Origin of the sequence: Streptomyces sp. SCPE 10, from assembly GCF_051980735.1 — a bacterium.
In the GTDB taxonomy this organism is placed as follows: domain Bacteria; phylum Actinomycetota; class Actinomycetes; order Streptomycetales; family Streptomycetaceae; genus Streptomyces; species Streptomyces misionensis.
In genome coordinates, this window is the sequence record NZ_CP197069.1 from 5,117,549 (window position 1) to 5,133,480 (window position 15,932).

General features: G+C 70.7%; 14 protein-coding genes. 5 read left to right on the forward strand and 9 right to left on the reverse strand.

Translation table 11 applies throughout. The annotated features are described in order from the left end of the window. The first annotated feature begins 80 nt into the window (after nt 1-80). Nucleotides 81-515, forward strand: coding sequence for a nickel-type superoxide dismutase maturation protease (sodX, locus tag ACSP97_RS23815; protein WP_070026780.1), 435 nt, complete (start codon nt 81-83; stop codon nt 513-515). On the opposite strand, the gene ACSP97_RS23820 is transcribed toward sodX, so the two are convergent. Beyond that, nucleotides 419-1,048, reverse strand: a complete 630-nt coding sequence (locus tag ACSP97_RS23820) for a CGNR zinc finger domain-containing protein (RefSeq protein ID WP_355150416.1) — start codon at nt 1,046-1,048, stop codon at nt 419-421. The genes sodX and ACSP97_RS23820 overlap by 97 nt on opposite strands. Nucleotides 1,049-1,149: 101 nt before the next feature. Between ACSP97_RS23820 and ACSP97_RS23825 the strand changes: the two genes are divergently transcribed. Continuing rightward, nucleotides 1,150-1,908, forward strand: coding sequence for a class I SAM-dependent methyltransferase (locus tag ACSP97_RS23825; protein ID WP_355150418.1), 759 nt, complete (start codon nt 1,150-1,152; stop codon nt 1,906-1,908). 53 nt (nt 1,909-1,961) lie between these two features. On the opposite strand, the gene ACSP97_RS23830 is transcribed toward ACSP97_RS23825, so the two are convergent. The 3 genes from ACSP97_RS23830 to ACSP97_RS23840 are packed head-to-tail and all read right to left on the reverse strand — an operon-like array spanning nt 1,962 to nt 4,694. Beyond that, a complete protein-coding gene (locus ACSP97_RS23830) occupies nt 1,962-2,765 on the reverse strand; it encodes an amino acid ABC transporter ATP-binding protein (protein WP_355150420.1) in 804 nt (267 codons plus the stop codon). Continuing rightward, nucleotides 2,762-3,694: an amino acid ABC transporter permease gene (locus ACSP97_RS23835; protein ID WP_180329475.1), complete on the reverse strand. Its 933-nt coding sequence runs from the start codon at nt 3,692-3,694 to the stop codon at nt 2,762-2,764. Before ACSP97_RS23835 ends, ACSP97_RS23830 begins: the two co-directional genes overlap by 4 nt. A gap of 40 nt (nt 3,695-3,734) precedes the next feature. Then, the gene (locus ACSP97_RS23840) at nt 3,735-4,694 is read right to left on the reverse strand and encodes an ABC transporter substrate-binding protein (RefSeq protein ID WP_440554173.1); all 960 of its coding nucleotides are present in this window, start codon (nt 4,692-4,694) and stop codon (nt 3,735-3,737) included. Nucleotides 4,695-5,290: 596 nt separating this feature from the next. Here ACSP97_RS23840 and ACSP97_RS23845 point away from each other — a divergent pair. Both ACSP97_RS23845 and ACSP97_RS23850 read left to right on the forward strand, forming a co-directional pair. Further along, the gene (locus ACSP97_RS23845; protein WP_355326141.1) at nt 5,291-6,514 is read left to right on the forward strand and encodes an NAD(P)-dependent malic enzyme; all 1,224 of its coding nucleotides are present in this window, start codon (nt 5,291-5,293) and stop codon (nt 6,512-6,514) included. 165 nt (nt 6,515-6,679) lie between these two features. Beyond that, the gene (locus tag ACSP97_RS23850) at nt 6,680-7,645 is read left to right on the forward strand and encodes a zinc-binding dehydrogenase (protein ID WP_355150427.1); all 966 of its coding nucleotides are present in this window, start codon (nt 6,680-6,682) and stop codon (nt 7,643-7,645) included. A 67-nt stretch (nt 7,646-7,712) separates the two neighbouring features. Here the strand turns inward: ACSP97_RS23850 and ACSP97_RS23855 are convergent, their stop codons facing one another. Together ACSP97_RS23855 and ACSP97_RS23860 are read right to left on the reverse strand one after the other, a co-directional pair. Next, on the reverse strand, nt 7,713-8,630 hold the full coding sequence (locus ACSP97_RS23855; RefSeq protein WP_355150429.1) for a PadR family transcriptional regulator: 918 nt from the start codon (nt 8,628-8,630) through the stop codon (nt 7,713-7,715). A gap of 1 nt (nt 8,631) precedes the next feature. Continuing rightward, nucleotides 8,632-9,540, reverse strand: coding sequence for a DUF4097 family beta strand repeat-containing protein (locus ACSP97_RS23860; protein ID WP_355150431.1), 909 nt, complete (start codon nt 9,538-9,540; stop codon nt 8,632-8,634). 167 nt (nt 9,541-9,707) lie between these two features. Between ACSP97_RS23860 and ACSP97_RS23865 the strand changes: the two genes are divergently transcribed. Further along, nucleotides 9,708-9,887: a DUF6104 family protein gene (locus ACSP97_RS23865; RefSeq protein ID WP_028420339.1), complete on the forward strand. Its 180-nt coding sequence runs from the start codon at nt 9,708-9,710 to the stop codon at nt 9,885-9,887. A gap of 92 nt (nt 9,888-9,979) precedes the next feature. Here ACSP97_RS23865 and ACSP97_RS23870 read toward each other — a convergent pair whose 3' ends face one another. The 3 genes from ACSP97_RS23870 to ACSP97_RS23880 all read right to left on the reverse strand — a co-directional run bounded on the left by ACSP97_RS23870 (nt 9,980) and on the right by ACSP97_RS23880 (nt 15,916). Further along, on the reverse strand, nt 9,980-13,750 hold the full coding sequence (locus ACSP97_RS23870) for a multifunctional oxoglutarate decarboxylase/oxoglutarate dehydrogenase thiamine pyrophosphate-binding subunit/dihydrolipoyllysine-residue succinyltransferase subunit (RefSeq protein ID WP_355150433.1): 3,771 nt from the start codon (nt 13,748-13,750) through the stop codon (nt 9,980-9,982). Nucleotides 13,751-14,051: 301 nt separating this feature from the next. Beyond that, on the reverse strand, nt 14,052-15,176 hold the full coding sequence (locus ACSP97_RS23875; RefSeq protein WP_355150435.1) for a HAMP domain-containing sensor histidine kinase: 1,125 nt from the start codon (nt 15,174-15,176) through the stop codon (nt 14,052-14,054). Continuing rightward, nucleotides 15,173-15,916: a response regulator transcription factor gene (locus ACSP97_RS23880; RefSeq protein WP_355150437.1), complete on the reverse strand. Its 744-nt coding sequence runs from the start codon at nt 15,914-15,916 to the stop codon at nt 15,173-15,175. Before ACSP97_RS23880 ends, ACSP97_RS23875 begins: the two co-directional genes overlap by 4 nt. Between the last annotated feature and the right edge of the window lie 16 nt (nt 15,917-15,932).

The window sequence follows — 15,932 nt, forward strand, 5'->3', positions numbered from 1 at the left end:
TGAGTGCCCCCTAGGGCTTAGGACAAAAGTCCAGGGTGAGACTGAGACTGGTGGAGGAACGGACCGGGGAGGTGCCGGGAATGCCGGAGCTGTCGCAGGAGAGCGAGCGGGGGAGGTCCGCCGCGCCGTTCGGGCTGGCCGAGGTGACGGGACCGTCGATGGTCCCCACCCTCCAGCACGGCGACCAGCTGCTGGTGCGGTACGGGGGTGTGGTCAGGGCGGGGGACGTCGTGGTGCTGCGGCACCCGTTCCAGCAGGACCTGCTGGTCGTCAAGCGGGCCGCGGAGCGGCGCGAGGGCGGCTGGTGGGTGCTCGGGGACAACCCCTACGCGGGCGGGGACAGCACCGACTACGGCGTCGTGCCCGAGGAGCTGATCCTGGGCCGCGCGTGGCTGCGCTACCGGCCGCTTCGGCCCGGTCAGCGTTCGCCGCTCGCGCTGCTGCGCTGGGCGTTCTCGGCCGCGCGGCCGCTGCTCACCGACCGGTCGGCCTCCAGGCGCTTGCGGGCGCGGTAGGCGGCCACGTTGGCCCGGGTCGCGCAGCGGTCGGAGCAGTAGCGCCGGGAGCGGTTGGTCGAGGTGTCCAGGTAGGCGTTGCGGCAGGGGAGCGCCTGGCACAGGCCCAGGCGGTCCACGCCGTACTCGGTGAGGTGGAAGGCGAGGCCCATCGCCGCGATCGCCGCGTAGCCGGCGGTGGCGTTGGAGGGGTGGTCGGCCAGGTGCATGTGCCACAGCGGGCGGCCGTCCTCGTCCCGGTGGTCGTGGCCGGAGATCTGCGGGCTCACCGGGAACTCCAGCAGGAGCGAGTTCAGCTGGTTCACCGCGAGCGTCTCGTCGCCCCCGTCGGCCGCCTCGAAGACCGAGCGCAGCCGGGCCCGCACCGAGCGGAAGCGGGTGACGTCGGCGTCGGTCGCGCGCCGGGCCGCGGACGCGTTGTCGCCGAAGAGGTCCCGCACGGCCTCGACCGAGGTCAGGGAGTCCTTGCCCCGGACCGGCTCCTCGCTGTTGACGAGGCGTACGGCGTAATCCGAGTAATAGGCCAGTTCCACTTGTAGTCCTTACGAGGGGCGCTCTATCGTCGTACCTGCGGTCAGGTAACAGCCGATCGTGCTTCCAGGGTATTACCCAATCGAGGGGAAAGGCGGGTTCCATGACCACGGGTACCGGAACCGACTGGGCGGCCTGGCAGGAGAGCTGGGATCGGCAGCAGGAGTGGTACATGCCGGACCGGGAGGAGCGCTTCCGGATCATGCTCGACATGGTCGAGGCCCTCGTCGGCACGGCCCCGCGCGTGCTCGACCTCGCCTGTGGCACCGGCAGCATCACCGCCCGGCTGCTGGCCAGGTTCCCCGAGGCCACCAGCACCGGCGTCGACCTCGACCCGGCCCTGCTCGCCATCGCGCGCGGCACCTTCGAGGGCGACGGACGGGTCTCCTTCGTCACCGCCGACCTCAAGGACCCCGACTGGACCGCGAAGCTGCCGTACGACTCGTACGACGCCGTACTGACCGCGACGGCCCTGCACTGGCTGCACAGCGAACCCCTCGCGGCTCTCTACGGTCAGGTCGCGCGGCTCGTCCGCGACGGCGGTGTGTTCATGAACGCGGACCACATGATCGATGAGAGCACGCCCCGGATCAACGCGGCCGAACGCGCCCAGCGGCACGCCCGCATGGAACAGGCCAAGGCGGACGGCGTCCTCGACTGGGCCGACTGGTGGCAGCTGGCCGCCAAGGACCCGGTGCTCGCCGAGCCGACCGCCCGCCGCTTCGAGATCTACGGCGAGCACGCGGACGGCGACACGCCCTCCGCCGCCTGGCACGCGCGGGTGCTGCGGGAACAGGGCTTCGGCGAGGCCCGCCCGGTGTGGTGCTCGCCGTCCGACACGCTGCTGCTCGCCGTCAAGTGAGCCATGGGGAGGGGGCGGTGCGGGCGGGCCGTGCCGCCCCCTCCTCCGCCTGGCTACAGCACCTTCGACAGGAACGACTGCGTCCGCTCGTGCTGCGGATCGGTCAGTACGTCCCGCGGATGGCCGGATTCGACCACCACACCGCCGTCCATGAAGACCAGGCTGTCGCCCACCTCCCGGGCGAAGCCCATCTCGTGGGTGACGACGACCATGGTCATACCGGACTCGGCCAGGTCGCGCATGACGTCCAGGACGTCGCCGACCAGCTCCGGGTCCAGGGCCGAGGTCGGCTCGTCGAAGAGCATCAGCTTGGGGTCCATCGCCAGGGCCCGGGCGATCGCCACCCGCTGCTGCTGGCCGCCGGAGAGCTGCGAGGGGTAGTTGCCCGCCTTGTCGGCCAGGCCCACCCGCTCCAGGAGCTGCGCGGCCCGCTCCCGTGCCTCGCTCTTGGCGACGCCCTTGACCTGGACCGGCGCCTCCATGACGTTCTCCAGCGCCGTCATGTGCGGGAAGAGGTTGAAGCGCTGGAAGACCATGCCGATGTCCCGGCGCTTCATGGCGACTTCGCTGTCCTTGAGCTCGTACAGCTTGCCGCCCCGCTGGCGGTAGCCGACCAGCTCGCCGTCGACGTACAGCCGGCCGGCGTTGATCTTCTCCAGGTGGTTGATGCACCGCAGGAAGGTGGACTTGCCCGAGCCCGAGGGGCCGATCAGGCAGAACACCTCGCCCGGTCGCACCTCCAGGTCGATGCCCTTGAGCACCTCCACGTGCCCGAACGACTTGTGGACCCCCTCCGCCTTGACCATCGGGGCGGTGCCCGCGGCCGCGGAGTCCTGCTTGCTCGGCTTGTCGCTCATGCCATGACCTTCCTGCTGGAGAAGGTCGTCAGATGCGCCCTGACCTTCTGCCACGGGGTGGGCGGGAGGCTGCGGCTGGAACCGCGGGCGTAGTACCGCTCGATGTAGTACTGGCCCACGCTGAGCACCGAGGTCATGATCAGGTACCAGGCCGCGGCCAGGAAGTACATCTCCACGGGGGCACCGGAGTTCTGGCCGATGTCCTGGGCGTAGCGGAACAGCTCGGGGTACTGGACGGCCGCCACCAGGGAGGTCGTCTTCAGCATGTTGATGACCTCGTTGCCGGTCGGCGGCACGATCACCCGCATCGCCTGCGGGATGACCACCCGGCGCAGGGTCTTGCCGTGGCTCATGCCCAGCGCGTGGGCGGCCTCGGTCTGGCCCTCGTCCACCGCGAGCAGGCCCGCCCGGCAGATCTCGGCCATGTACGCCGCCTCGTTCAGGCCCAGGCCGAGCAGCGCCGTCAGCAGCGGCGTCATGAAGTTCGACCAGTAGTCCTTGTAGAGCGGCATCAGGTTGATGTACTCGAAGACCAGGCCCAGGTTGAACCAGAGGAACAGCTGGACCAGGACCGGGGTGCCGCGGAAGAACCAGATGTAGAACCAGGCGATGCCCGAGGTCACCGGGTTCTTCGACAGCCGCATGACGGCCAGGACGACGCCGCCCACGATGCCGATCAGCATCGACAGCACGGTCAGCAGAAGCGTTTTGCCGACACCGGTCAGGATCCGGTGGTCGAAGAAGTACTGCGGTACCGCATGCCAGTTGATCTTGCCCTGGCCGAAGGCGTAGACGATCGCGACGAGGATCGCGATGGCGACGACCGCGGTCACATAGCGTCCGTAGTGCCGCACGGGTATCGCTCGGATGGCTTCATGGCCGGCCGGGGGAGTGCCCTGCTCCCCGGCCGTCTTCTCGATGTCAGTCACGGATGTGCTGCCTCTCGGTGGCCGCTGGGTGCGCCGCGGGTCACTTGCCGCCGTTGATCACGGATTCCTTGACGGCGCCGTCCTCGGCGCCCCACTTCTCGAGGATCTTCTGGTACTCGCCGTTCTTGATGATCGCGTCCATCGCGTCCTTGAGCGCGTCCCGCAGCTGGGTCGCGTCCTTGGAGACCGCGATGCCGTACGGCGCCGCCTCGACCTGGTCACCGACGACCTGGAAGTCCTTGCCGCCGCCCGAGGTCTTCACCGCGTAGGCGGCCACCGGGAAGTCGGAGGAGGCCGCGTCGACGCCGCCCGAGCGCAGCCGGGTCTGGGACTGCTGGTCGTCGTCGAAGGCCTCGATGGTGAGCTTCTTGCCGCCCGGACACTTCTTGGCCTCCTGCTTGGCCAGGTCCTCCGAGACGGTGCCGCGCTCCACGGCGAGCTTCTTGCCGCACAGATCCGGCCATCCGTTGATGCCCTGGGTGTCGCCCTTGCGGGTGTAGATCGAGACGCCGGCGGTCAGGTAGTCGACGAAGTCGACGCCCTGGCCGACCTTCTTGCCGGTGTCCGGGTCCACGCCCTCCTGGCGGTTCTTGTTGTCGGTCATCGCCGACATGGCTATGTCGTAGCGACCCGAACGCAGACCGGTGAGCAGGGCGTCGAAGGTGCCGTTCTGGAACTCCAGACGCACCCCGAGCTGCTTGCCGAGCGCGGCCGCGATGTCCGGGTCCAGGCCGACGACCTTGCCGCCGGCGTCCTTGAACTCCACCGGGGCGTACGCGATGTCCGAGCCGACGAGGATGCGGCCCTTGCTGCGGATGCTCTGCGGGAGCTTGCTCGCGAGCGGGGCGCCGGTCGTGGTGCCGGCCCCGGAGTCGTTGCCCTTGCCCTTGGTCTGGTCGCCGCAGCCGGTGAGCAGCAGGGCGCCCGCGACCGCGATCGCACCGACCGCTGCCAGCCGGGATTGCATGGCGGTCGTCCGACGCGTGGAGCTTGCGGTCATGGTTGGTTCCTCCGGCGTATGCGAACAGTTTGCCGCTGGGTAGACGAGAACACACACCATTGGGTGGCGCGACCTCGCGGGTTTACGGCATCTTGCCAGTCGGACTACGCCATTCAGGGGCGCCGATATGTCAAAATCGGATAACGGGTGACCCCCGAACCACAACAGGTCGGTACATCCTTGGTCGCGCGGCGTCGCAGCACGCCGGACCATCTGCGCGAATCCCGTCCCACCGCCGGAAAATCTCCGGCGTCTCTCATCATGCGGACGGCCGGACCGGCGGATTCCGTATCCGTTTCCGCCCCGTCGAGTCCCTCGGTACCCGGGCCCCTGGCGGCACGGCCGTCAGCGGCGTGTCACCCCCGTGTGGCTTTCTGGTTCCGAGATGTGACCTTGCACCTATTGGACTCGTCGTGGGCGCCGTCCGTCCGGTAAGAAGGTTCTTTACACCCCTCATCCGGGGCTCAGGGCGCGTGTGCGGCGCGCCCGTCGCGTATGACCCGTGCGTATCCGCAATCGGGCCGTGCGCGGTGCCCGCCCACCCCTCACCAGGAGTGGTCGACCCTCAAACCATGCATACCTAAGGGGTAGAACAAGTGGCAGCGGAGATCGTCAATCCTCGCAGCGACACCGGTACGGACCAGGACGGCGGGGCCGAGCCCCTCGATTCCTTCGATCCGGTGTTCGCGCTGCACCGCGGCGGCAAGATGGCCGTGCAGGCCACCGTGCCGGTCCGCGACAAGGACGACCTTTCCCTCGCGTACACGCCCGGCGTCGCGCGCGTGTGCACCGCGATCGCGGAACAGCCGGAGCTGGTCAACGACTACACATGGAAGTCCTCCGTGGTCGCCGTCGTCACCGACGGCACGGCCGTGCTCGGACTCGGGGACATCGGTCCCCGGGCGTCCCTCCCCGTGATGGAGGGCAAGGCCATCCTCTTCAAGCAGTTCGGCGGCGTGGACGCGGTGCCGATCGCGCTCGACTGCACCGACGTGGACGAGATCGTGGAGACCGTCGTCCGGCTCGCTCCCTCCTTCGGCGGAGTGAACCTGGAGGACATCTCGGCACCCCGGTGCTTCGAGATCGAGCGCCGGCTCCAGGAGCGCCTCGACATCCCGGTCTTCCACGACGACCAGCACGGCACGGCCGTGGTGACGCTCGCCGCGCTGCGCAACGCGGCGCGGCTCAGCGGCCGGGAGATCGGGCAGCTGCGCGCCGTGATCTCGGGCGCCGGCGCGGCCGGTGTCGCCATCGCCAAGATGCTGATCGAGGCCGGCGTCGGCGATGTCGCCGTGGCGGACCGCAAGGGCGTCGTCTCCGCGGACCGCGCGGACCTGACCCCGGTCAAGCGCGAGGTGGCCGGCTTCACCAACAAGGCGGGGATCAGCGGCACGCTGGAGGACGCGCTCAAGGGCGCGGACGTCTTCATCGGCGTCTCCGGCGGTACGGTGCCCGAGGAGGCCGTGGCCTCCATGGCCGAGGGCGCCTTCGTGTTCGCGATGGCCAACCCGAACCCCGAGGTGCACCCCGACGTCGCGCACAAGTACGCGGCGGTCGTCGCCACCGGGCGCTCGGACTTCCCGAACCAGATCAACAACGTGCTGGCCTTCCCCGGCATCTTCGCGGGCGCGCTCCAGGTGCGGGCCACCCGGATCACCGAGGGCATGAAGATCGCGGCGGCGGAGGCGCTGGCCGCGGTGGTCGGCGACGACCTCGCCGCCGACTATGTGATTCCCTCGCCGTTCGACGAGCGGGTGGCACCCGCCGTCACGGCGGCCGTGGCCGCCGCGGCGCGCGCGGAGGGTGTCGCCCGGCGCTGACGCCGAGGGAGGAGGCCCCGTCCGGCCGGACGGGGCCTCCTCCCTTTTCCCGCCTGCCCCGTCTTTCCCGGCTCGCGTGCCGAACAGGTGCCCTGCGGGCAAGAGGGCATGTGTCACAGCGCGGTCCGGTTCCGCCGGGGCCACGGCGCACCTATCGTCGGCTCCATGTTCGCTGTCTACGCCGCCCGAATCGACCGCGACCAGCCGCTCGACGGCCTCGAGTTGGGGGAGCGCCCGGCTCCCGAGGCCCGACCCGGCTGGAGCACCATCGATGTGCGCGCCGCCTCCCTCAACCACCACGACCTCTGGTCCCTGCGGGGCGTCGGCCTCCCGGAGGACCGGCTGCCGATGATCCTCGGCTGCGACGCCGCCGGGATCGACGCGGACGGCAACGAGGTCGTCCTGCACTCCGTCATCGGCCAGACCGGCCACGGCGTCGGCCCGGACGAGCCGCGCTCCATCCTGACCGAGCGCTACCAGGGCACCTTCGCCGAGCAGGTCGCCGTACCGACCTTCAACGTGCTGCCCAAGCCCAAGGAACTGTCCTTCGCCGAGGCCGCCTGTCTGCCGACCGCGTGGCTGACGGCGTACCGGATGCTCTTCACCAACGCGGGCGTACGGCCCGGGGACTCGGTCCTGGTGCAGGGCGCGGGCGGCGGCGTCGCCACGGCCGCGATCGTGCTGGGCAAGGCGGCGGGGCTGAGGATGTTCGCCACCAGCCGGGACGAGGCCAAGCGCAAGCGGGCCATGGAGCTCGGGGCGGTGGAGGCCGTGGAGACCGGCGCGCGGCTGCCGCAGCGGGTGGACGCCGTGATCGAGACCGTGGGCGCGGCGACCTGGTCCCACTCGGTGAAGTCGCTGCGGCCCGGCGGGACGATCGTCATCTCCGGCGCCACCAGCGGGGACCGGCCCTCGCACGCCGAGCTGACCCGGATCTTCTTCCTGGAGCTGAAGGTGGTCGGCTCCACGATGGGCACCAAGGAGGAGCTGGACGACCTGCTCTCCTTCTGCGCCACGACCGGGGTGCGGCCGGTCATCGACGAGGTGCTGCCGCTGGACCGGGCCCGCGAGGGCTTCGAACGGATGGAGTCCGGGGGCCAGTTCGGCAAGATCGTACTGACCACGGCCTGAGTCCTCGCGCGCCGGTGGGCGGGCCCGGTTCCGGGCCCGCCCTTCGCGTGCCGGGTGCCGGCTCCGGTCAGGGGGCCGGTGGGCGCAGGACGGATGTGATGTCCGCCGCCGCCGTCGCCAGATGCCGCCGGGCCGCCTCCAGTTGGGCCGCCGTCACACCGTGGTCGCGGGCCAGGTCGCGGATGTCGTCGCGGAAGCGGTCCAGCAGGCGGTCCAGGTCGCGGGCCGGGTCGTCGGTCGGGGGCTCCTTGGACCAGGCGGGGGCGGGGGGAGTGCGGGGGGCCGTCCAGTCCTTGCTGAACTCGCCGATCTCCCTGGCCAGTTCGGTCAAACCCTCGCGGACGCCCGTCGGCCAGTCGCCCCGGGCGAAGTGGTCCTGGACCCGGCGGGCGATGCGCTGCATCTCCTCCTGGGCCTGGGCACGGGCCCGGGCCTGGGCCTCCTGGGCCTGGTGGCGGGCCCGCTGGGCCTCCTCCCGGGCTCGCCGGCTCTCGTCCTTGGCGCGGCGGGCCTGCTCCTTCCATTCCTGGCGGACCCGGCGCATCTCCTCCTTGGCGACCCGCCAGGCGTCCTTGTCGTCCCCGGCGGAGTCCGCGCCGCGGGCCTCGGAGGCGGCGGCACGCACCTCGCGGCGCAGCTCGCCCGCCGCGCCGCGCACGTCGGCCCGGATCTCCGCGGCCAGCTCCGCCACCGACTCGCGGATCTCCAGCTCCAGCTCGGCCAGTTCACCGCTGCGGCCGGCCAGTTCGGCGCGGCCCGCGTCGGTGATGGCGTACACCTTGCGGCCGCCCTCGGTGGTGTGGGTGACCAGGCCCTCGGCCTCCAGCTTGGCCAGGCGGGGGTAGACGGTGCCCGCCGAGGGGGCGTACAGCCCCTGGAAGCGCTCCTCCAGGAGGCGGATCACCTCGTAGCCGTGGCGCGGGGCCTCGTCCAGCAGCTTGAGCAGGTACAGGCGCAGGCGCCCATGGGCGAAGACGGGGGGCATGTCAGAGCACCTTCTTGTCGGTCGGGCCGTCGGTCGGGCCGTCGGCGGGTCCCTGGGACGGGCCGTCGGCCGGGGCGGACTCCCTGGGGGCGGTGTTCTCCTCGTCCTCGCGGGGCGGGCGGCGCAGCAGCGCGATCGCGCCGGAGACCGTGGTGGCCCGCAGCCGGCCGGTGCCCGCGCCCAGCCGGCCGGTGATCTTGTGGGCGCCCCACTGGCCCCGCACCCGCAGGTCCTCGAACGCGTTGGAGATCCGGCCGCTCGCCGTGTTGGCCTCCACCTCCGCGTCCGCCGGGTGCGGCAGCCGGATGGCGATCTCGCCGGAGACGCTGGTGAGCCGGACATCGGTAGGGCCGTCCGGGTCCAGGTCCACGATCATGGAACCGCTGACCGAGTCGGCGCGCACACAGGGGCCCGAGCCCTCGACCACGGTCAGGTCCCCGGAGACCGAGTTGAAGCGCAGTTCGCCGGTGACCGCCTGCGCCTCCACGTTTCCCGAGACCGTGTCCGCGCGGACCGGGCCCGAGACGCCGACCAGGGTGGTGTCGCCGGTGACGCCCTTGACCACGGTGCGGCCCCGGATGCCGGAGACCACCGCGCCGGCGCCGACCACGCCCACCTCCACCCGGGTCCCCGCCGGCACCGTCAGGGTGACGACGGCGCTGCGCCGCCAGCCCTTGTCGAACCACTTGAGGAAGCCCTTCCAGGGCAGGTCCTCGTATCCCACGGTCAGGGTGCCGCCGTCCTGGGTGACCACCAAGGGCGGGCCCTCGATGTCGGTCACCTCCAGCCGGGCCGGGCCCTCGTCCGTGCCCACGACGTTCACCGTGCCATTGACGACGCGGACCTGGAGGTCGCTCACGGGGGTGTCGAAGGCCAGCTTCTCGGGCTCGGTGACGGACCACTCGGACATGGGAGACCTCCTCGGCCGCACGGGGTCGCGACGCGCCATATCGCGTCCACGGGAAACACGATATATCGTGGACCGGTGAAGTCAAGGCGCTGTTCCGCGGGGAGCGGGCGCGCGCATTGCATACGCTGGTGGCGACGCACAACGCAGACGCAGGAGACGCAACCCCCATGTACTTCACCGACCGCGGTATCGAGGAGCTGGAGAAGCGGCGCGGCGAGGAGGAGATCACCTTCGAGTGGCTCGCCGAGCAGCTGCGCACCTTCGTGGACCTCAACCCCGACTTCGAGGTGCCCGTGGAGCGCCTGGCCACCTGGCTCGCCCGGCTCGACGACGAGGACGACGAGTAGCGGGCGGCGGCGACGGGCGGCAGCCCGGGCAGGCCGAAGGGCCCGGTTCCTGGACGGAACCGGGCCCTTCGGTGTGTCGCCGTGCCGGAGGACTAGGCCTCGAACACCTCACGCACCAGCTGCTCCTGCTCGGCCTGGTGGCGCTTGGCGGAGCCCACCGCCGGGGACGAGGAGTGCGGGCGCGAGATGCGCCGCAGCCGCTCGCCGGCCGGGATGTCCGCGCCGACCGCCAGGTCGAGGTGGTCGATCAGGTTGAGCGCGATGAACGGCCAGGCACCCTGGTTCGCCGGCTCCTCCTGGACCCACAGGTACTTCTCGGCGTTCGGGTACTTGTTGACCTCCGCCTGGAGCTCGGCACCCGGCAGCGGGTACAGGCGCTCGATGCGGATGATCGCGGTGTCCGTGACGCCGCGCTTCTTCCGCTCGGCCTCCAGGTCGTAGTAGACCTTGCCGGCGCAGAAGACGACCTTGCGGACGGCGGCCGCGTCGGCCGTGGCGTCGCCGATGACCGGGCGGAACCCGCCGGTGGTGAACTCCTCCGCCTTGGAGGCGGCGGCCTTCAGGCGCAGCATCGACTTCGGGGTGAAGACGACCAGCGGCTTGTGGGCCGGGTTGTGCACCTGCCACCGCAGGAGGTGGAAGTAGTTCGCCGGCGAGGTGGGCATCGCCACCGTCATGTTGTTCTGCGCGCACAGCTGGAGGAAGCGCTCCGGGCGGGCGGACGAGTGGTCCGGGCCCTGGCCCTCGTAGCCGTGGGGCAGCAGCAGGACGACGCCGGAGGTCTGGCCCCACTTCTGCTCGGCCGAGGAGACGAACTCGTCCACGACGGTCTGGGCGCCGTTGACGAAGTCGCCGAACTGGGCCTCCCACATCACCAGCGCGTCGGGACGCGCGAGCGAGTAGCCGTACTCGAAGCCCATCGCCGCGTACTCGGACAGCAGCGAGTTGTAGACGTTCAGCCGCGCCTGGTCCTCGGAGAGGTACTGGAGCGGGGTGTACTCCTCGCCGGTCTCCCGGTCGATCAGCACCGCGTGGCGCTGGCCGAAGGTGCCGCGCTGGGAGTCCTGGCCCGACAGGCGGACCGGGGTGCCCTCCAGGAGCAGCGAACCGATGGCCAGGGTCTCGCCCATGCCCCAGTCGATGGTGCCGTCCTCGACCATCGCCGCACGGCGCTGCAGCTGCGGCAGCAGACGCGGGTGCACGGTGATGTGCTCGGGGATGTTGACCTGGGACTCGGCGATCCGCTTGACGACCTCGGAGGAGACGGCGGTGGGCACGGTGGCCGGGAAGCCGTCCTGCGACTCCTGGGCGGCGCCGTCGGCCGGCTGCGAGGTGGCCTCGCGGACCTCGGTGAAGACCTTCTCCAGCTGGCCCTGGTAGTCCTGGAGGGCCTGCTCGGCCTCTTCCAGGGTGATGTCGCCGCGACCGATCAGGGACTCGGTGTAGAGCTTGCGCACCGAGCGCTTCTTGTCGATCAGGTCGTACATCAGCGGCTGGGTGAAGGCCGGGTTGTCCGACTCGTTGTGACCGCGGCGGCGGTAGCAGATGAGGTCGATCACCACGTCCTTGTTGAACGCCTGGCGGAACTCGAACGCGAGGCGCGCGACGCGGACGACGGCCTCGGGGTCGTCGCCGTTCACGTGGAAGATCGGGGCCTCGATCATGCGGGCCACGTCCGTCGCGTACATGGAGGAACGCGAGGACTCCGGGGCCGCGGTGAAGCCGACCTGGTTGTTGATGACGATGTGCACGGTGCCGCCGGTGCGGTAGCCGCGCAGCTGCGACATGTTCAGGGTCTCGGCCACCACGCCCTGGCCCGCGAAGGCCGCGTCGCCGTGGATCGCCACCGGCAGGACGGTGAAGTCCGTGCCGCCCTTGTTGATGATGTCCTGCTTGGCGCGGGCGACGCCCTCCAGGACCGGGTCGACCGCCTCCAGGTGGGAGGGGTTGGCGACCAGCGAGACCTTGATCTGCTCGCCGTCCAGGCCGGTGAAGGTGCCGTCGGCGCCCAGGTGGTACTTCACGTCGCCGGAGCCGTGCATCGACTTCGGGTCGAGGTTGCCCTCGAACTCGCGGAAGATCTGCGCGTACGACTTGCCGACGATGTTGGCGAGCACGTTCAGCCGGCCGCGGTGGGCCATGCCGATGACGACCTCGTCCAGGCGGGACTCGGCGGCCGAGTCGATCACCGCGTCGAGCAGCGGGATGACGGACTCGCCGCCCTCCAGCGAGAAGCGCTTCTGGCCGACGTACTTGGTCTGCAGGAAGGTTTCGAAGGCCTCGGCGGCGTTCAGCCGGCGCAGGATGCGCAGCTGCTCCTCGCGCTCCGGCTTGGCGTGCCCGCGCTCGACCCGGTCCTGGATCCACTTGCGCTGCTTGGGGTCCTGGATGTGCATGAACTCGATGCCGGTGGTGCGGCAGTACGAGTCGCGCAGCACGCCGAGGATGTCGCGCAGCTTCATCATCGACTTGCCGGCGAAGCCGCCGACGGCGAACTCGCGCTCCAGGTCCCACAGGGTGAGGCCGTGCTCGACGATGTCCAGGTCGGGGTGCTTGCGCTGGCGGTACTCCAGCGGGTCGGTGTCGGCCATGACGTGGCCGCGGACCCGGTAGGAGTGGATCAGCTCGAAGACGCGGGCGGCCTTGGTGACGTCGTCGTCGTGGGACGCGTCGATGTCCTTGAGCCAGCGGACCGGCTCGTAGGGGATGCGCAGCGCCTCGAAGATCTCGTCGTAGAACTTGTTCTCGCCGAGCAGCAGGTTGGCGACCTGGCGCAGGAACTCGCCGGAGGCGGCGCCCTGGATGACCCGGTGGTCGTAGGTCGACGTGAGGGTCATGACCTTGGAGACACCGAGCTTGTTCAGGGTGTCCTGGCTGGTGCCCTGGAACTCGGCCGGGTAGTCCATGGAGCCGACGCCCATGATCACGGACTGGCCGGGCATCAGACGCGGCACGGAGTGCACGGTGCCCAGGCCGCCGGGGTTGGTCAGGGAGACCGTGACCCCGGTGAAGTCGTCCATGGTCAGCTTGCCCTCGCGGGCGCGGCGGACGATGTCCTCGTAGGCCTGCCAGAACTCGAAGAAGTTCAGGGTCTCGGCCTTCTTGATCGCCGCGACGACGAGCTGGCGGTCGCCGTTGGGCTTGACCAGGTCGATGGCGAGGCCGAGGTTGACGTGCGGCGGCTTGATCAGGGTCGGCTTGCCGTCCTTGACGCCGTACGAGTGGTTCATCGCCGGCATGGCCTTGATGGCCTGCACCATCGCGTACCCGATGAGGTGCGTGAAGGAGATCTTCCCGCCGCGGGCGCGCTTGAGGTGGTTGTTGATGACGATGCGGTTGTCGAACAGCAGCTTCACCGGGACGGCGCGGACCGAGGTGGCGGTCGGCATCTCCAGCGAGGCGTCCATGTTCTTGGCGACCGCGGCGGCGGGGCCGCGCAGCGTGACCTGCTCCGGGCCGGCCGGGGCCTCCTGCGCGGGGGCGGCCTTCGCCTTGGGCTGAGCGGGCGCCTGTGCGGGCTGCGCCGGCTTGGCCGGGGCGGGGGCGGCCTGGGCCGCGGGGGCGGGAGCCGGGGCGGGGGCCGCGGCGGGCTTCGGGGCCGGTGCGGCCGGGGCCTGCGGGGCCTTGGCGGGGGCCTCGGCCCCCGTCGCCGCACCGGCCGCCGGCGCCGGCGTGGCGGGCGCGCCGGGCTTGTAATCGGCGAAGAAGTCCCACCAGGCACGGTCTACCGAATTCGGGTCCTGGAGGTACTGCTGATAGATCTCGTCGACGAGCCACTCGTTCGCACCGAAGGCGGCCGCGGGGTTCTTCCCGGCTTGGTCGTCGGTGGAGATGCTCGAGTTACTGGGGGACTGTGGCGACACGGCGGCAACCGCCCTCTTCCGCTTCACAAGGTGATGGACAGCGGGAATAAAGGCTACGCCTTGGAGAGGGGGAAGGTCAGGTCGGGCAGGTTCATCGTCGTGTAAGTCACATCGAAAATCTTGTTTCAGGGCTTGAAATGGCGGGAAACAAGCGTGGTTCCGGGTGTGCCAGGGTGCGCGGGCCCGGCCCTGCGCCTCCGGGCTGTCGCGGCCGGCGCGGGCTGCTGCCGATCACACGTGTCCAGCTGCGCGAAGACGGCGCGGACGGTCGTGGATCTTGTGCCTTCGCTGGCACTTTACGTCAACTTGAAGCGGAGTTCAGTCCCGGAAGGGTGACGATGATCCGGCAGCCCCGCTCGGATTCGGCCACACCGATCCGGCCGCCGTGCAGATCCACGGCCCAGCGGGCGATCGCCAGGCCGAGCCCGGTGCCGCCGTCGCTGCCGGGGCCGTGCGGCCGGGTGACGGCGCCCCGGTTGAACCGCTCGAAGACGCGGTGCCACTCCGAGCGGGGGATGCCCGGACCCTCGTCCAGCACCTCCAGCTCCAGCGAGTCCGGCTGGGGCCCGCGGCGGGCCTTCACGGTGACCCGGCCGTGCGGCGGGCTGTGCTTGACCGCGTTGTCGATCAGGTTGGCGACGACCTGGTGGATGCGTTCGGGGTCCGCGTGCGCGGTCAGCTCCGGCGGGGAGACGTCCAGGTGCAGATGGACGTCGGTGCGGGTGTGGCTGCCGGAGCCGGAGGCGATGCCGGCGCGCGCCGAGGCGACCATGTTGGCCTCCTTCAGCACGCCCGACAGGTACGGCCACACCTCGAAGCGCCGCAGCTTGAGCGGTACGACGCCGTTGTCGAGCCGGGACAGGTCCAGCAGCGTCTCCACCAGCCGGCCGAGCCGCTCGGTCTGTTTCAGGGCCGTCCGCATGGTCTCCGGATCGGCCTCGGTGACCCCGTCGACGATGTTCTCCAGGACGGCCCGCAGCCCCGCGATGGGGGTGCGCAGCTCATGGGAGACGTTGGCGACCAGTTCCTTGCGCTGGAGGTCCTGGGCCTCCAGCTCGTCGGCCATGACGTTGATCGTCTGGGCCAGGTCGCCCAGCTCGTCCCGGCGCGACTCGCGCACCCGGCGGGTGTAGTCGCCCTGGGAGATGGAGCGGGCCACCGCGTTCATCTCGTCCAGCGGCATGGTGAGCGAGTGCGCCACGAACTGGGTGATCAGCAGGGTGGCGATCATCGAGAACACCATGATGAAGCGGAGCTCCGTCTTGGTGTGCACGGCGACGATCGACAGACCGGTGGTGATCAGGACCGCGATGACGACCAGCGCGCCCAGCTTGGTCTTGATCGAGAACGGGCGCACCCCGCCCCAGGGATCCTCGGCGCGGGGCCGGGGATTCCCGCCTGCGGCCTGGCGCCCGTTTCCGTTCACGGGGCGGGCGTCTCCAGGGCGTAGCCGACACCATGCACGGTGCGGATCCGCTCGGCGCCGATCTTCCGGCGCAGCGCCTTGATGTGGCTGTCGACGGTGCGGGTGCCGGAGGCGTCCGCCCAGTCCCACACCTCGGCCAGCAGCTGCTCGCGGGAGAGCACCGCGCGCGGGGTGTTGGCCAGGCACACCAGCAGGTCGAACTCGGTCGGGGTGAGGTGGACGTCCTCCGACTTCACCCGCACCCGGCGCTGTGCGTGGTCGATCTCCAGCTCGCCGAGGCGCAGGATGCCGGAGCGGGGGGTGGAGGCGGCGATGGCCGCCCGCTCCACCCGGCGCAGCAGCACGTGCACCCGCGCGGCCAGCTCGCGCATGGAGAAGGGCTTGGTCATGTAGTCGTCGGCGCCGACGCCGAGGCCGACCAGCATGTCCGTCTCGTCGTCCCGCGCGGTGAGCATCAGCACCGGCACCGGGCGCTGGGCCTGTACGCGCCGGCAGACCTCCAGGCCGTCGAAGCCGGGCAGCATGATGTCGAGGATCAGCAGATCGGGCTGCCATGCCTCGGCCGTGTCGACGGCGGCCGGTCCGTCGGCCGCGGTCTGTACGAGGAAGCCCTCGGCGCGGAGCCGGGCCGCGATGGCGTCGACGATCGTGGGGTCGTCCTCGACGACCAGCACCCGGCGCTGGGCGCCGGGAGTGGTAGTCGCCGCCGCGCCGCTCTGGGAGGTGTGTGTCTGCTCCATCGCCCGCCCCTGTTTG

Coding starts and splice junctions, on each gene's coding strand:
- sodX (WP_070026780.1), top strand. CDS start 81: ATGCCGGAGCTGTCGCAGGAGAGCGAGCGGGGGAGGTCCGCCGCGCCG.
- ACSP97_RS23825 (WP_355150418.1), top strand. CDS start 1,150: ATGACCACGGGTACCGGAACCGACTGGGCGGCCTGGCAGGAGAGCTGG.
- ACSP97_RS23830 (WP_355150420.1), bottom strand. CDS start 2,765: ATGAGCGACAAGCCGAGCAAGCAGGACTCCGCGGCCGCGGGCACCGCC.
- ACSP97_RS23840 (WP_440554173.1), bottom strand. CDS start 4,694: ATGACCGCAAGCTCCACGCGTCGGACGACCGCCATGCAATCCCGGCTG.
- ACSP97_RS23850 (WP_355150427.1), top strand. CDS start 6,680: ATGTTCGCTGTCTACGCCGCCCGAATCGACCGCGACCAGCCGCTCGAC.
- ACSP97_RS23855 (WP_355150429.1), bottom strand. CDS start 8,630: ATGCCCCCCGTCTTCGCCCATGGGCGCCTGCGCCTGTACCTGCTCAAG.
- ACSP97_RS23860 (WP_355150431.1), bottom strand. CDS start 9,540: ATGTCCGAGTGGTCCGTCACCGAGCCCGAGAAGCTGGCCTTCGACACC.
- ACSP97_RS23865 (WP_028420339.1), top strand. CDS start 9,708: ATGTACTTCACCGACCGCGGTATCGAGGAGCTGGAGAAGCGGCGCGGC.
- ACSP97_RS23880 (WP_355150437.1), bottom strand. CDS start 15,916: ATGGAGCAGACACACACCTCCCAGAGCGGCGCGGCGGCGACTACCACT.